The following is a 15,438-nucleotide window of genomic DNA, read 5'->3' as shown; positions in this document are numbered from 1 at the left end:
CGCAACTGCCCCACCATGCTCAGCCACGTGCTGCCTCCGAATCCCGCGGGACACCCGCACCCGGTCGGCACACGCGACTGCTCCACCATGCTCAGCCACGTGCCGCCTCCATGATCGCTTCCTCGACATTCCTCCCCCGCGCCCGAGCCGCCTTCGTCGCCTCCAGCACGCGGCGGTAGTCCGTCGGCATCACCACGGTGAAACCGGCCGACCGGCGCCGCCAGTCCCCGAGCAGGGACGCGGCCACCGTCGACTTGGTGTGTTCGAGATGCCGCTCGACGACGTCCCTGAGCCAGGCCAGCTCCTGCTCGTCCGGCGCGAGCAGGTCCACCATCGCCGTGTTGACCTGGCGCTCGTCGAGGTCGAGCACGTAGGCGACACCGCCCGACATGCCCGCGGCCAGATTGCGACCCGTCCGGCCGAGCACGACCGCGCGCCCGCCGGTCATGTACTCGAAGGCGTGGTCACCGACCCCTTCGGCGACGAGCAGCGCACCCGAGTTCCGCACGCCGAACCGCTCACCGACCTGGCCCCGCAGGAACACCTCACCCGAGGTGGCGCCGTAGGCGATGGTGTTGCCCGCGATCACCTGGTCCTCGGCCGCGAACGCGGCCTCCGCGCCGGGCCGTACGACGATCCGGCCGCCGGAGAGCCCCTTGGCGACGTAGTCGTTGGCGTCGCCGACGAGGTCCAGCGTCACTCCCGCCGGGAGGAAGGCACCCAGTGACTGCCCCGCCGACCCGGTCAGAGCCACGCTGACCGTGTCATCCGGGAGCCCGCCGCTGCCGAAGCGGCGGGTGACCTCCGCGCCCAGCAGGGTGCCGACCGTCCGGTTGACGTTGCGCACCGGCAGTTCCACGCGAACCGGCCGCGCGTCCTCCAGCGCCGCACCCGCGAGCTGGATCAGCGTGCGGTCCAGCGCCTGATCGAGCCCGTGGTCCTGCTCGCGTACCTTGCGGCGCTCGCCGGCGAACTCCGAGGGCACGCTGAAGACCGGCGAGAGGTCGAGGCCCTGGGCCTTCCAGTGCGTCACCGCCTCGTCGACGTCGAGCACCTCGGCCCTGCCGACGGCCTCGTCCAGCGAACGGAACCCGAGCGCCGCGAGGTACTCCCGCACCTCCTGCGCCACGAACCGGAAGAAGTTGATGACGTGCTCGGCCTGGCCCGTGTAGCGCTCGCGCAGGTCAGGGCTCTGCGTCGCCACTCCCACCGGGCAGGTGTCCAGGTGGCAGACGCGCATCATCACGCAGCCCGCCACCACCAGCGGCGCGGTCGCGAAGCCGTACTCCTCGGCGCCGAGCAGTGCCGCGACGATCACGTCCCGTCCCGTCTTGAAGCCGCCGTCGGCCTGCACGGTGATCCGGTCCCGCAGGTTGTTGAGCAGCAGTGTCTGCTGCGTTTCGGCCAGCCCGATCTCCCACGGGGTTCCCGCGTGCTTGAGGGAGTTCATCGGCGAGGCGCCCGTACCGCCGTCGTGGCCCGAGATCAGCACCACGTCGGCGTGGGCCTTCGACACTCCGGCCGCGACCGTGCCGACGCCGAGCGAACTCACCAGCTTGACGTGGACACGCGCCCGTTCGTTGGCGTTCTTCAGGTCGTGGATCAGCTGCGCCAGATCCTCGATGGAGTAGATGTCGTGGTGGGGCGGCGGTGAGATCAGCCCCACTCCCGGGGTGGAGTGCCGGGTGGTGGCAATCCACGGATACACCTTGTTGGGCGGCAACTGCCCGCCCTCGCCGGGCTTGGCTCCCTGCGCCATCTTGATCTGGATGTCGTCGGCGCTGACGAGGTACTCGCTGGTCACCCCGAACCGGCCACTCGCGACCTGCTTCACGGCACTGCGCCGCAACGGGTCGTGCAACCGCTCCGGGTCCTCACCGCCCTCGCCGGAGTTGGACCGGCCGCCGAGGGTGTTCATCGCGATGGCCAGCGTCTGGTGCGCCTCCATCGACAGCGAACCGTAGGACATGCCCCCGGTGTTGAACCGGCGGCAGATCGACTCGACCGACTCCACCTCGTCGATCGGCACGGGCTCGCGAACTCCCTCGCGGAAGGAGAACATCCCGCGCAGCACCCCGCCCTCGCGGTTGAGCCGGTTCACCTCGTCGACGTAGCTCCGGTACGCCTCCTCCCGCCGGGACCGGCCCGCGTGCTGGAGCAGGAACACGGTCTCGGGGGTGAACAGGTGCAGCTCACCCTCTCGCCGGTAGGCGTACTCGCCGCCGCTGTCGAGGCCGCGGTGGGCGAACTCCGTCGGGTTGTCGGGGTAGGCGTGCCGGTGGCGCAGCGCCACCTCCTCCGCGAGGACGTCGAGTCCGACACCGCCCAGCTTCGACACCGTGCCGGTGAAGTACTCGTCCAGTACCTGCTGCGACAGGCCGAGTGCCTCGAAGACCTGGGCGCCGGTGTACGCGCCCACCGTGGAGATGCCCATCTTGGACATGATCTTGAGGACGCCCTTGTTGAGCGCGGCGACGTAGTTGCGCACGGCGGCTCTCGGCTCGATGTCCGTGATCGCGCCCTGAGCCACGAGGTCCTCCAGCGACTCGAAGGCCAGGTACGGGTTCACCGCCGCCGCGCCGTACCCGAGCAGCAGCGCGACGTGGTGGACCTCGCGGGCGTCCCCCGACTCCACGACGAGCGCGACCCGCAACCGTTCCTTGGTGCGCACTAGATGGTGGTGGACGGCCGCGACCAGCAGCAGCGAGGGAATCGGCGCCATCCGATGATCGGAGTCGCGGTCCGACAGCACGAGAATGCGCGCTCCGGCGGCGATCGCCTCCGACGCCTCGCGCCGCACACGGGCGACGGCATCGGCCAGCGCCGCTCCGCCACCCTCGACATCGTACAGTCCGGAAAGGATAGTACAGGCGAATCCGGGGAGGTCGCCGTCGTCGTTGACGTGGATGAGCTTGGCCAGCTCGTCGTTGTCGATGACCGGCGAGGACAGCTGGATGTGCCTGCACGAGGCCGGCCCGGGTGCCAGCAGGTTCTGTTCGGGCCCCATCACGCGGCTCATCGACGTCACCAGCTCCTCGCGGATGGCGTCGAGCGGTGGATTGGTCACCTGAGCGAACCCCTGCTTGAAGTACTCGTACAGCAGCCGGGAACGCTGGGAGAGCACGGCCACGGGCGTGTCCGAGCCCATCGAGCTCACCGGTTCGGCACCGCTTGTCGCCATGGGGCCGAGCAGGATCTTCAACTCCTCCTCGGTGTAGCCGAAGGCGATCTGCCTGCGCGTCACGGCGGCATGGGACTGGGTGATGTGGTCGCGGTCGGGCAGGTCGCCGAGCGAGAGCAGTCCCGCGTGGACCCAGTCGCCGTACGGGGCCTGGGCCGCCAGGTCCGACTTGATCTCGTCGTCGTCGACGACCCTGCCCGCCTCGGTGTCCACGCAGAACATGCGCCCCGGATTCAGCCTGCCCTTGGCGACCACCTGCTCCGGCGGCACGTCCAGCACACCGCTCTCGCTGGCGAACACCACGCGGTCGTCGTCCGTGTGCCACCAGCGCGCGGGCCGCAGGCCGTTGCGGTCGAGCACCGCGCCGACCAGCGAGCCGTCGGTGAACGTGACGCAGGCGGGGCCGTCCCACGGTTCCATCAGGCTGGCGTGGAACCGGTAGAACGCCCGGCGGCGCTCGTCCATCGTGCCGTGGTTCTCCCACGCCTCCGGGATCATCATGAGCACCGCGTGGGGCAGGCTCCGGCCACCGAGGTGCAACAGCTCCAGCACCTCGTCGAAGGACGCCGAGTCGGAGCTCTCCGGCGAGCACACGGGGAACAACCGGCTCAGATCACCGGGCAGGAGGTCCGACTCCAGCAGCGCCTCCCTGGCCCGCATCCGGTTCCGGTTGCCCCGCACGGTGTTGATCTCCCCGTTGTGGGCGACGAACCGGAACGGGTGCGCCAGCGGCCACGACGGAAAGGTGTTGGTCGAGAACCGGCTGTGTACGAGCGCGATGGCACTCACCAGCCGCTCGTCGGCCAGGTCAGGGAAGAACAGGGGCAGCTGCACCGGCGTCAGCATTCCCTTGTACACCAGCGTGCGCGACGACAGCGACGGGAAGTACACGCCGCACCCGGCGGCCTCGCTCTCGTGCTCGGCCCGCTTGCGCAGGCAGTACGCGAGCCGGTCGAGGTCGATGCCCGCACGGCGCCGTCCCTCGGCGTCCGGGGGGTCGGCCACGAACAGCATCGCGCAGTGCGGCATCACCGACCGGGCCGTGGGGCCGACGTCCGCCGCGTCGGCGTCGGTGGGCACCTCACGCCAGCCCAGCACGGCGAGCCCCTCCTCGACCGCGATGCGTTCCACCAACTCGACCGCGCGCCGCCGCGAGGCGTTCTCGCTGGGCAGGAACGCGATTCCGGCCGCGTAGCGGTGCCGGCCCCGCTCGTCCGGCTCCGGCAGCGGTACTCCCGCCTCCGCTCGCAGCAGCTCGTCCGGCAGTTGCAGCAGGAGGCCCGCACCGTCGCCGCTCGTCGGCTCGGCGCCGGCCGCTCCACGGTGGTCGAGATTCGTCAGCGCGGTGAGACCGTCGGTGACGATGCTGTGCGACCGCAGTCCCCGGACGTGAGCGACCATGGCCACTCCGCAGGAGTCCGTCTCGGCGGCAGGGTCGTAGCAGCCCTGCCGCTCGGGGATCGCGGAGAAGATCAAAGGGACCTCCTGCGTCGTCGTCGTGCTGTGTTCGTGCTGGGCACGGGACGACAATGGCCCGTCAACGAGCGCGACTTTAACACCTGGGAAACATCCTGGACATGGGCCGAAGCGCCCATTCACCGCACGGAAGCGTCACGATCCGCGCGCCGGACTTTCATCGAATTCAGTCTCCGAGTTTACGTGACGACCGGGCTGGTACTGTCACTCCGACGTGCGCGGGAGCGAAGTCCGGTGAGATTCCGGCGCTGTGCCGCAACTGTGAGGGACCCGCTGTGACACCCCGCCCCTCTCCGGACACGGAGAGTGCGCGAGGCGCGGGCCCGAGCCAGGTCGCCTCGCCGTTCACGTGACGCCCTTACCACCTCCGGCGCAGAGGTGCGGCGTCCGCGACCGCACCACGGTCTCGGCGCGGCCCCCCGCGCCGGCCGATGAGTCGAGGTTTCATCGTGCGTGTCAGACGGTTGCTGTTCCTGCCGCTGTTGCTCGTCCTGCCGCTCACCGCCTGCGCGGAACGCGAGGACGACCCGGCCCCCGAAGCGGCGGGCAGCGGGGACTTCCCCGTGGAACTGAGCCCCGAGGGCGCGCCCTCGGTGACGCTGGAGCAGCGCCCCGAGCGCATCGTGTCGCTGTCCCCGTCCACCACCGAGACGCTGTACGCGGTGGGAGCGGGCGATCAGGTGGTCGCGGTCGACGAGATGTCCACCGCGCCCGAGCAGGCTCCGCGCACGGACCTGTCCGGGCTGACTCCCGACCCGGAGCGGATCGCGAGCCACGACCCCGACCTGGTGATCGTGGAGTCCGACACCGACGGCAAGCTCACCGAGTCGCTCGCGGGCACCGGCACGGCGACCCTCGTCCTGCCCGCGCCACAGTCGCTGGACGCGATGTACACGCAGTTCGAGCTCGTCGGAACGGCCACCGGGCACCGGCAGAACGGCGCCGACCTGGCCGAACAGACGCGCTCCGAGATCGAGAAACTGGTCGCCGACACCGGCGACGCGGGCACGGAGCTGAGCTACTACCACGAGCTGGACCCCAGCTTCTACAGCGTCACCTCGGCCACCTTCATCGGGCAGGTCTACGACCTGTTCGGGCTCACCAACATCGCCGACCAGGGTGACCCCAGCGCCCAGGGTGGCTACCCGCAGCTGTCCGCCGAGCGCGTCCTCGAGGCCGACCCCGATCTGGTGTTCCTCGCGGACACGCGGTGCTGCGGGCAGGACGCCGAGACGGTCGCGCAGCGGCCGGGCTGGGACACGCTCACCGCGGTGCGAGAGGACGGGATCGTGGAGCTGGACGACGACACGGCCTCGCGCTGGGCACCACGGATCACCGACTTCGTGGACACCGTGGCCGAGTCCGTCACGCGGGCCGCGGCCTGACCGTGCTCCGTTCGGTACGGCGCCGCCCCCGGCCGGCCACCACCCGGTTGCGGATACGCACGGTGCTGGCTGCCCTGGCCGGGTTGGTGCTGGTCTGCGGGTTCGCCGTCGTGGTGGGCTCCGGAGAGCTGGGCTGGCAGCGGGTCGTGGGCGAGATCGTCGCGCAGGTCACCGGCACCACCTCCCCGCTGTCGGAACGGGAGGCGGCCATCGTCTGGGAGCTGCGGGCTCCGAGGGTGCTGCTCGCCGGCATCGTCGGTGCGGCGCTGGCCGGGGCGGGCGCCGCGTTCCAGGGCGTGTTCCGCAACCCGCTCGCCGACCCGTACCTGCTGGGTGCGGCGGCCGGGGCCGGGATGGCCGCGACGCTGGTCATGGTGCTCGCGCCCGCGGTGACGAGCTGGCTGGTGGGGCCGGTCCCGCTCGCCGCGTTCGCGGGCGCGCTGGGCGGCGTGGGGCTGAGCTGGCTGCTCGGCCGATCGGCCGGCCACGGCACCGGCACCCTGCTGCTGGCCGGAGTCGCCGTGACGGCGTTCCTCACGGCCATCCAGACGTTCGTGCAGCAGTGGAACACCGACACGATCAAGCAGGTGTACACGTGGACACTCGGCGGCCTCAACGTCACCGGGTGGTCCGACGTGTGGCTGGCCCTGCCCTACGTCGCGGTCGCGGCGGTGGTGTTGTGTTCCTGCGCGCGCCTGCTCGACGTGCTCGCGCTCGGCGACGCCGAGGCAGCGTCGCTGGGACTGCGCCCAGGGCTGCTGCGGTTCGTGCTGCTGGGTGCCGCGTCGCTGGCCACCGCGGCGGCCGTGGCGGTGAGCGGGCTGATCGGCTTCGTGGGCATCGTGGTCCCGCACGTGGTGCGACTGCTCGCCGGGGCGAGCTACCGCGTCATCGTGCCGCTCTCGCTGCTCGGCGGCGCCGCGTTTCTCATCCTGGCCGACTACGTGGCCCGCACCGCGATGCCCGGTGAACTGCCGCTGGGCGTGGTCACCGCCTTCGCGGGCGCACCGTTCTTCGCCCTCGTCCTGCGCACCACGAAGGGACGGACCCCATGACCGCGTTGAGGCTGGCCGAGGTCAGCGTGTACTACGGCGACACCGGCGACACCCCGGTGGTGCGCGACGTCTCCACGACACTGGCTCCCGGCAGCTGGCTGGCGATCGTCGGCCCCAACGGCGCGGGCAAGTCCACGCTGTTGAAGGCCATCGCGGGCATCGTCGGCCACACCGGCCGGATCGAACTCGACGGCACCTCCACCGCAACGCTCACCCGCAGGCAGCGCGCCACGCAGCTCGGCTACGCGGCACAGAACCCGGTGCTACCGGACAGACTCACCGTCACCGACTACGTGCTGCTGGGCCGCACGCCGCACCTGAGCCCGCTGGGCAGGGAGGGCGAGGCCGACCACCGAGTCGTACGGGACACGCTGCACCGGCTGGATCTGGCAGACCTGGCCGGGCGCAGGCTCGACACCCTCTCCGGAGGCGAACAGCAGCGGGCGGTCCTCGCGCGGGTGCTGGCCCAGCGCACCCGCGTGCTGCTGCTGGACGAGCCCACCACGGGCCTGGACGTCGGCCACGCACAGGTCCTGCTCGAACGACTCGACCGGCTGCGCACCGAGGACGGCACCACCGTGGTGACCACGCTGCACGACCTGACGTTCGCCGCGCAGTACGCCGACACACTGCTGTTGCTTGACGGTGGCGAGGTGGTCGTGACGGGCCCGGGCCGGGAGGTCCTGACCCCGGACCGGCTACGGCGCCACTACGCGGCCGAGGTGGAGGTGCTCACCACCTCGGCGGGGCATCCGGTCGTGGCGCCCGTGCGCTCCGAGCGCGACCGCACTCACGACTCGCCGCGTCGCGAGCCCTCCGCGTCGGCGCCGGACTGATCCGCGTCGCGATCGGCTCGCGTCTCGGCCTCGGTCCGCTCCGCCGCCGGAACCGGAGCGGTGGAGTCCCGGTCGTCGCCCTCGGTGGTATCGGTGGTGCCGCTGGTGTCGGTGGTGTCGGCGTCCCGGTGCTCGCCCGAGTCGTCGTCGGGCTCGGTGGCGAGCGTCTCCGGGACCTCCCTCGGCCCCCGGCGAGCCGCGAGCACGAAGTAGACCACCGCACCGGCGAACACGAACATCGACGTCCACACGTTCACCCGCAGGCCGAGGATCTCGTTGGCCTGGTCGGTGCGCATCAGCTCGATCCAGAACCGGCCCGCCGTGTATCCGGCGACGTACAACGCGAACACGCGGCCGTGACCGAGCCGGAACCGGCGGTCCGCCCACACGAGCAGGAGCGCGACGCCGAGGCACCACAGCATCTCGTAGAGGAACGTCGGGTGCACCACCTGCACCGGCATGTCGGTGACCGCCACACCGTTCAGGGGGTCCGGGGCGCCGGTGGCGGGGTCGACCCGCTCGTAGATCTCCAGTCCCCACGGCAGGTCGGTCGGACCGCCGTACAGCTCCTGGTTGAAGTAGTTGCCCAGCCGTCCGATGGCCTGCGCGACCAGGATGCCGGGAGCGATCGCGTCGGCGACCGCGGGCAGCGGGATGCCCCTGCGACGGCAGGCGATCCAGGCGCCGACGCCGCCCAGCGCGATGGCACCCCAGATGCCGAGGCCGCCCTCCCAGATGTAGAGCGCCCGGATCGGGTCCCTGCCCTCACCGAAGTACAGCTGGTTGTCGGTGATGACGTGGTACAGCCTGCCGCCGACCAGCCCGAACGGGACCGCGAACACCGCGATGTCGATGATCGTGCCCTTCGAGCCGCCGCGCCGCACCCAGCGCCGCTCACCCCACCAGATGGCGAGCACGATCCCCGCGATGATGCACAGGGCGTAGGCGCGCAGGTCCAGTGGCCCGAGCTGCCAGACTCCGCGGTCCGGGCTCGGAATGTTCGCGACGAAGAGAGCCGAGGCGGTGTTCACCCCGTCACCGTAGCGCGCCGTGCCCGGGCTGATGCAGTGAAGGCCACCTTCGCTGCATCAGACGCAGTGAGGGTGGCCTTCGCGGCACCCCGCGCAGGTGATCAGTGCTGGGGGCGCCGGACTCCCTCGGCGAGTTCGGCGGTGAGCGAGCCCAGCGCGTCGGGGCCGTCGCCCGCCTTGGCCACGAGTGCCGAGCCGACGATGACGGCGTCCGCGAAACCCGCGACCTCCGCCGCCTGGTCGGCCGACCGCACTCCGAGACCCACACCCACCGGGAGGTCGGTGTGCTGCCGGGTGCGCCGCACCAGCTCGGCGGCGTTCGTGCCCACCGACTCCCTCGCGCCGGTGACACCCATCACCGCCGTGGCGTAGACGAAGCCCGTCGTGGCCTTCGTGGTCAACGCGATGCGCTCGTCGGACGACGACGGCGCCACCAGGAAGATCCGGTCGAGCCCGTGTTCGCTCGCGGCGGTCAGCCACTCCCCGCCCTCGTCCGGCGTCAGATCCGGCGTGATGAGCCCGAGGCCGCCTGCCGAGGCCAGATCGCGCGCGAACGCGTCCACGCCGTAGTGGTACACGGGGTTGTAGTAGGTCATCACCACGGCCCTGCCGCCCCGGGCCGCGACCGACTCCACCACCTCGAACAGGTGCTTGAGCCGGAAGCCGTTGCGCAGTGCGGCGTCGGCGGCGCCCTGGATGGTCGGCCCGTCCATCACGGGGTCGGAGTACGGAACCCCGATCTCCACCAGGTCGGCCCCGGCGTCGATCGTCGCGCCGAGCAACGTCTTCGACGCGGCCACGGTGGGATAGCCCGCGGGCAGATACGCCACCAGCGCGGCGCGCCGCTGCTGCCGGGTCGTCTCGAACAGCAGGCCGAGCGTGCTCACACGTCCTCCACGAGCTCGAAGTACCGGGCGGCGGTGTCCACGTCCTTGTCGCCCCTGCCCGAGAGGCTGACCAGCAGCAGCGCCTCCGGCCCGAGCTCCCGGCCGAGCCGCATCGCACCGGCCAGCGCGTGGGCCGACTCGATCGCGGGAATGATGCCCTCGGTCTTCGACAGCAGCTGGAACGCGTCCATCGCCTCCGCGTCGGTGACGGCACGGTACTCGGCGCGTCCGCTGTCCTTGAGCCACGAGTGCTCAGGGCCGACGCCGGGATAGTCCAGTCCCGCCGAGATCGAGTACGCCTCGGTGGTCTGGCCGTCCTCGTCCTGCAACAGGTAGGACAGCGCACCGTGCAACGTGCCTGGCGTTCCCTCGGTGAGCGTGGCTCCGTGCTCACCGGAGTCGAGGCCCTTGCCTCCGGGTTCGAGCCCGACCAGCCGCACGTCCGGGTCGTCGAGGAACCCGTGGAAGATGCCGATGGCGTTCGAGCCGCCACCCACACACGCGGCCACGGCGTCGGGCAGCCTGCCCGTGGCCTCGAGGATCTGGGCACGGGCCTCGTCGCCGATGACCCGGTGGAAGTTGCGCACCATCAACGGGAACGGGTGCGCACCGGCCGCCGTACCCAGCAGGTAGTGCGTGCTGTCCACATTGGTCACCCAGTCGCGCAGGGCCTCGTTGATGGCGTCCTTCAGTGTGCGCGACCCGGTGCTCACCGGCACCACCTCGGCCCCGAGCAGCCGCATCCGGGCGACGTTGAGCGCCTGCCGCTGGGTGTCGACCTCACCCATGTAGACCACGCACTCGAGGTCGAGCAGCGCGCACGCCGTGGCCGTGGCCACGCCGTGCTGACCGGCTCCGGTCTCCGCGATGACGCGGGTCTTGCCCATCCGCCGGGTGAGCAGCGCCTGCCCCAGCACGTTGTTGATCTTGTGAGAACCGGTGTGGTTGAGGTCCTCCCGCTTGAGGAACACCCGCGCACCGCCCGCGTGCTCGGCGAACCGGGGCGCCTCCGTGAGCAGCGACGGCCTGCCCGCGTAGCCCGAGAGCAGCTTGCCGAACTCCTGCGTGAACGCGGGGTCGGTCCGCGCCTTGTCGTACTCGGCCGCCAGCTCGTCCAGGGCGCCCATCAGCGCCTCGGGCAGATACCGGCCGCCGTACGGACCGAAGTGACCCCGCTCGTCCGGGTCGTGGGAGCCGTGCTCGGGCATGGCACTCACCTGCTCGGCCTCGGGCACGCCGGGTGCGATCCCGCCGTCACGAGCTTGACCAGCGACCCCTTGGGATCGCCGCTGGCGACCAGCCCCTCACCGACCAGGACCGCGTCGGCCCCGTGCCCCGCGTAGGCCATCAGGTCACCGGGGCCGCGCACGCCGGACTCCGCGATCTTGTACGTGTCCATCGGCAGGCCGGGGGCCAGCCTGCTGAAGACGTCCCGGTCCACTTCGAGCGTGTGGAGGTTGCGGGCGTTGATGCCGATCACCGACGCACCCGCTTCCAGCGCCCGGTCGGCCTCTTCGGCGTTGTGCACCTCCACCAGCGCGGTCATGCCCAGCGACTCGACCCGGTCCAGCAGCGCCACGAGCGCGTTCTGCTCCAGTGCGGCCACGATCAGCAGCACGACGTCGGCACCGTGCAACCGCGCCTCGTGGACCTGGTACGGGCTCACGACGAAGTCCTTGCGCAGCAACGGAACATCCACCGCCGCACGCACCGCGTCGAGGTCGGCCAGCGAACCGCCGAAGCGGCGACGCTCGGTGAGCACGCTGATGACTCGCGCTCCGGCGTCCTCGTAGTCCTTCGCGAGCGCCGCCGGATCGGGGATGGCCGCGAGGTCACCCTTGGAGGGGCTGCGCCGCTTCACCTCCGCGATCACGGCGATCCCGGACTCGCGCAGGGCCGACATGGCATCCCGGGGATCGGGTGCCGCCGCCGCGCGGCGTTTCAGTTCGTCGAACGGCAGTGCCGCCTCGCGCTCCGCGAGATCGGCCCGAACGTCTGCGATGATGTCGTCCAGAACGCTCACCGGGCGGCCCCACCGAGAGTCACGACACCTGTTGGTTCACTCGCAAGGTGGCTCACAAAAACCTTCCCCTTCCCGCCGGTTCGATGCTAACCCGCGTGCTGCCACGCATCGGCCTCGGGTCGTGTTTCGCCTTGTCCGCCACGCATAAACACCGGCGTCAACGATCGCGTTCCGTCGGGTCCTTCCCCTCGGACAGGGCCTTCCACAGGTCGGCGTCGGGATCCGGCGCCGCCGCGCGCCTCCGCTCGTCACCCGGTGCGGAGTATTTCGCACCCATGCGGGGCATCCGGTGCCCGCGCCAGGCGAGCAGCACCCCCGCCGAGGCCAGCAGCGCCGCGCTCGCGAGCGCGGCGGCGGGCCCCCACCAGGTCCGCGACGGCGAGCCGGGCAGGGTGTCGTACCCGGGGGCGCGCACGGCGGGCGCGGCCTCGTACGCCTCGTAGGCCGAGCCGCCGAGGACCAGCACCGTCACCCACACGGCGGCAGCGGCGAGGGCCACGCCCAGCAGTCTGCGCGCGACTCCACGCAGGGCCAGTGCGGCGGCGACGGCGGCCAGCGCGAGCAGCGCCAGCGGTCCGGGCCACGGCACCAGGTCACCGCCGGTCAGGCTCTCGCGCAGCTCACCCTCGTAACCGCTGCCGGGCGGCAGGTCCAGCCACGTCAGCGACGACGCCGCCCAGAGCCCCGCCGCGGCGAGCACGAGCAACGCCACCACGATCCACAGTGGACGCCGTTCGGAGTCAGCCACCGGGCTCGGCCGCCTTCACCGCGGCCATGCTGCCCGCCGCCGCCACGGCCGACAGCACGGTCCTCGCCTTGTTGAGCGACTCGTTGTCCTCGTAGTCGGCGTCGGAGTCGGCCACCACACCGCCACCGGCCTGCACGTAGGCCACCCCGTCGCGCATCAGCGCGGTGCGGATGGCGATGGCGGTGTCGGCGTCGCCCGCGAAGTCGAGGTAGCCGACGATGCCGCCGTAGAGCCCCCGCCGGACGGGCTCCAGTTCCTCGATCAGCTCCATCGCCCTCACCTTCGGCGCACCCGACAGCGTGCCCGCAGGGAAGCAGGCCAGCACCGCGTCGAACGCCGTGGCCCCCTCCGCCAGCTCCCCCGTCACGGTCGACACCAGGTGCATCACATGGCTGTAGCGCTCGACGGTGAAGAAGTCGACGACGCGCACACTGCCCGGACGGCAGACCCTGCCCAGGTCGTTGCGGCCGAGGTCCACGAGCATGAGGTGCTCGGCGCGTTCCTTCTCGTCCGCGAGCAGGTCCTTGGCGAGCTGGGCGTCCTCCTCCGGGTCGAGGCCCCGCCAGCGGGTTCCCGCGATGGGGTGCGTCGTCGCCCGCCCGTCACGCACCGTCACCAGCGACTCGGGACTGGACCCGACGATGTCGAACCCGTCCAGCCGCAACAGGTACATGTACGGGCTGGGGTTCGACGTGCGCAGCACCCGGTACACGTCCAGCGCGTCGGCACCCGTGGCCATCTCGAAGCGCTGCGAGGGCACCACCTGGAACGCCTCGCCCGCGTGGATGGCCTCCACCGCGCGGCGCACCGCCGCGTGGAAGTCGTCCTTGCTGCGCTGCCGGGCGAACTCGGGCGCGGGCCGGTCGAACACGGCGTTGGTGGCGGGGGCCGGCGCCGACAGCCGCTCGGCCATGACGTCGAGCCGGGCCATCGCGTCGTCGTAGGCCGCGTCCACCCGCTCCGGCGAGTCGTCCCAGTTCACCGCGTTGGCGATCAACGTGACGGTGCCCTCGTGGTGGTCGTAGGCGGCGAGGTCCGTCGCCAGCAGCATCGTCAGCTCGGGGATGTCGAGGTCCCGTTCCGCCAGTTCGGGCAGGCGCTCGATCCAGCGCACGGCGTCGTAGCCGACGTAGCCGACCAGACCGCCGGTCAGCGGCGGCAGGCCCGGCAGCGGCTCGGTGTGCAGCACGGACAACGTCTCCCGCAGCACGCTCAGCGGGTCGCCCTCGGTGGGAAGGCCCGCGATCGGCGTACCGGTCCACACGGCACGGCCGTCGCGCACGGTGAGCGCCGCCGGGCTGTTGACCCCGATGAACGACCAGCGCGACCAGGACTGCCCGTTCTCGGCCGACTCCAGCAGGAACGTGCCGGGCCGGTCACCCGCCAGCTTGCGGTACAGCGCCACCGGCGTGTCCGCGTCGGCGAGCAACCGCCGCACCACGGGAATCACGCGGCGATCGCCTGCGAGCGCCCTGAAGTCGTCTCGACCCGGGCTGACCTCGCCCAGTCCGCGGGTTCCGGCAGGGGAAGTCTGGGCAGTCACCATGCCCCTCATTGTGCCGAGCACGGGACGTCCCGGTGTCGGCGGGCTTGTCACCGCCCTCGACGGGCGTTCTCACCCGTCAGCGGGGTCGGCCAGCAACAGCCGCTCGTCCGTGTCGAAGCACGTGGTGGTGCCGGTGTGGCAGGCGGGCCCGGTCTGCTCCACGCGCACGAGCAGCGTGTCGGCGTCGCAGTCGAGCCGGACCTCGCGGACGTACTGCGTGTGCCCCGAGGTCTCGCCCTTGACCCACAGCCTGCCCTTGCTGCGGGAGAAGTAGGTCGCCCGCCGGGTCGTCAGCGTGCGGTGCAGCGCCTCGTCGTCCATCCACGCCACCATGAGCACCGCCGACGTCGTGTGCTCCACGACCACCGCGCACACCAGGCCGTCGGCATTGCGCTTGAGCCTGCGCGCGAGATCGGGGTCGAGCGCGCTCACCGGACCTCCACCCCGTCGTGGCGCAACGCCGCCTTGACGTCCCCGATCGTGAGTTCACCGAAGTGGAAGACGCTCGCGGCCAGCACCGCGTCGGCACCGGCCCGCACCGCGGGCGGAAAGTGCTCCACCGCACCCGCCCCGCCGCTCGCGATCAGGGGAACCCGGACGGCCGCGCGCACCAGTTCGAGCAGGCGCAGGTCGAAGCCCTCCTTGGTGCCGTCGGCGTCCATGGAGTTCAGCAGGATCTCGCCCACGCCGAGTTCCTCCCCGCGCGCCGCCCACTCGACGGCGTCGATGCCGGTGCCCCGGCGACCACCGTGGGTGGTGACCTCGAAGCCGGACGGGGTCGGGCTGCCTCCCTCGGGCACCCGCCGCGCATCGACCGACAGGACCACGCACTGTGCCCCGAACCGTCGGGACGCCTCGCCGAGCAGCTCCGGCCTGGCCACGGCCGCGGTGTTGATGCTCACCTTGTCGGCCCCCGCGCGCAGGAGCCGGTCCACGTCGTCCGTGCTGCGCACGCCGCCGCCCACGGTGAGCGGGATGAACACCTGCTCCGCGGTGCGGCGTACGACGTCGTAGGTCGTCTCCCGGTCACCCGACGACGCCGTGACGTCGAGGAAGGTCAGCTCGTCCGCGCCCTCACCGTCGTAGCGGTGGGCGAGTTCCACGGGATCGCCCGCGTCGCGCAGGCCCGCGAAGTTGACGCCCTTGACCACGCGGCCCGCGTCGACGTCGAGACAGGGGATCACTCTCACCGCGACGGACATGCGCTCAGCCTAACCGGGCGCGGGGCGGGTTCGGCCGGGCGAGGCCACGCACGCGCACCGCCCCGGTC

Annotated in this window: 12 protein-coding genes; 3 read left to right on the top strand and 9 right to left on the bottom strand. The window is 71.5% G+C overall.

Features of this window, described 5'->3' with window-relative positions:
- Positions 1-91: 91 nt before the first annotated feature.
- Entirely contained in the window at positions 92-4,657 is a 4,566-nt protein-coding gene (gene gltB / locus FFT09_RS15025; RefSeq protein ID WP_138383048.1) for a glutamate synthase large subunit, read from the bottom strand.
- A 446-nt stretch (positions 4,658-5,103) separates the two neighbouring features.
- On the opposite strand from gltB, the gene FFT09_RS15020 reads away from it, so the two are divergent.
- Genes FFT09_RS15020 through FFT09_RS15010 form a run of 3 tightly spaced genes read left to right on the top strand, consistent with a single transcriptional unit; the run spans position 5,104 to position 7,933 of the window.
- On the top strand, positions 5,104-6,042 hold the full coding sequence (locus FFT09_RS15020; protein ID WP_138383227.1) for an ABC transporter substrate-binding protein: 939 nt from the start codon (positions 5,104-5,106) through the stop codon (positions 6,040-6,042).
- Positions 6,043-6,044: 2 nt separating this feature from the next.
- On the top strand, positions 6,045-7,097 hold the full coding sequence (locus FFT09_RS15015) for a FecCD family ABC transporter permease (protein ID WP_138383047.1): 1,053 nt from the start codon (positions 6,045-6,047) through the stop codon (positions 7,095-7,097).
- Positions 7,094-7,933, top strand: a complete 840-nt coding sequence (locus FFT09_RS15010; protein WP_138383046.1) for an ABC transporter ATP-binding protein — start codon at positions 7,094-7,096, stop codon at positions 7,931-7,933. Before FFT09_RS15015 ends, FFT09_RS15010 begins: the two co-directional genes overlap by 4 nt.
- Here FFT09_RS15010 and lgt read toward each other — a convergent pair.
- The 8 genes from lgt to hisF form a co-directional block, all read right to left on the bottom strand.
- Positions 7,888-8,964, bottom strand: a complete 1,077-nt coding sequence (gene lgt, locus FFT09_RS15005) for a prolipoprotein diacylglyceryl transferase (protein WP_138383045.1) — start codon at positions 8,962-8,964, stop codon at positions 7,888-7,890. The genes FFT09_RS15010 and lgt overlap by 46 nt on opposite strands.
- Before the next feature lie 101 nt (positions 8,965-9,065).
- Positions 9,066-9,851, bottom strand: coding sequence for a tryptophan synthase subunit alpha (gene trpA, locus FFT09_RS15000; RefSeq protein ID WP_138383044.1), 786 nt, complete (start codon positions 9,849-9,851; stop codon positions 9,066-9,068).
- On the bottom strand, positions 9,848-11,059 hold the full coding sequence (gene trpB / locus FFT09_RS14995; RefSeq protein ID WP_081192217.1) for a tryptophan synthase subunit beta: 1,212 nt from the start codon (positions 11,057-11,059) through the stop codon (positions 9,848-9,850). Before trpB ends, trpA begins: the two co-directional genes overlap by 4 nt.
- A gap of 5 nt (positions 11,060-11,064) precedes the next feature.
- Positions 11,065-11,874 (bottom strand): indole-3-glycerol phosphate synthase TrpC, encoded by an 810-nt coding sequence (trpC, locus tag FFT09_RS14990; RefSeq protein ID WP_024877215.1) that lies wholly within the window; start codon positions 11,872-11,874, stop codon positions 11,065-11,067.
- A 157-nt stretch (positions 11,875-12,031) separates the two neighbouring features.
- Positions 12,032-12,622, bottom strand: a complete 591-nt coding sequence (locus FFT09_RS14985) for a Trp biosynthesis-associated membrane protein (protein ID WP_138383043.1) — start codon at positions 12,620-12,622, stop codon at positions 12,032-12,034.
- On the bottom strand, positions 12,615-14,168 hold the full coding sequence (locus tag FFT09_RS14980; protein ID WP_138383042.1) for an anthranilate synthase component I: 1,554 nt from the start codon (positions 14,166-14,168) through the stop codon (positions 12,615-12,617). The genes FFT09_RS14985 and FFT09_RS14980 overlap by 8 nt, the downstream gene beginning before the upstream one ends.
- 69 nt (positions 14,169-14,237) lie before the next feature.
- Complete coding sequence (hisI, locus tag FFT09_RS14975; RefSeq protein WP_138383041.1) at positions 14,238-14,600, bottom strand: phosphoribosyl-AMP cyclohydrolase; 363 nt, start codon at positions 14,598-14,600, stop codon at positions 14,238-14,240.
- Entirely contained in the window at positions 14,597-15,370 is a 774-nt protein-coding gene (gene hisF, locus FFT09_RS14970; protein WP_024877219.1) for an imidazole glycerol phosphate synthase subunit HisF, read from the bottom strand. Before hisF ends, hisI begins: the two co-directional genes overlap by 4 nt.
- Between the last annotated feature and the right edge of the window lie 68 nt (positions 15,371-15,438).

The organism is Saccharomonospora piscinae, assembly GCF_005862235.1.
GTDB classification, from domain to species: Bacteria; Actinomycetota; Actinomycetes; order Mycobacteriales; family Pseudonocardiaceae; genus Saccharomonospora; species Saccharomonospora piscinae.
Note: the sequence above shows the minus strand (reverse complement) of the source record. Positions and strands in the feature narration are given on the sequence as shown.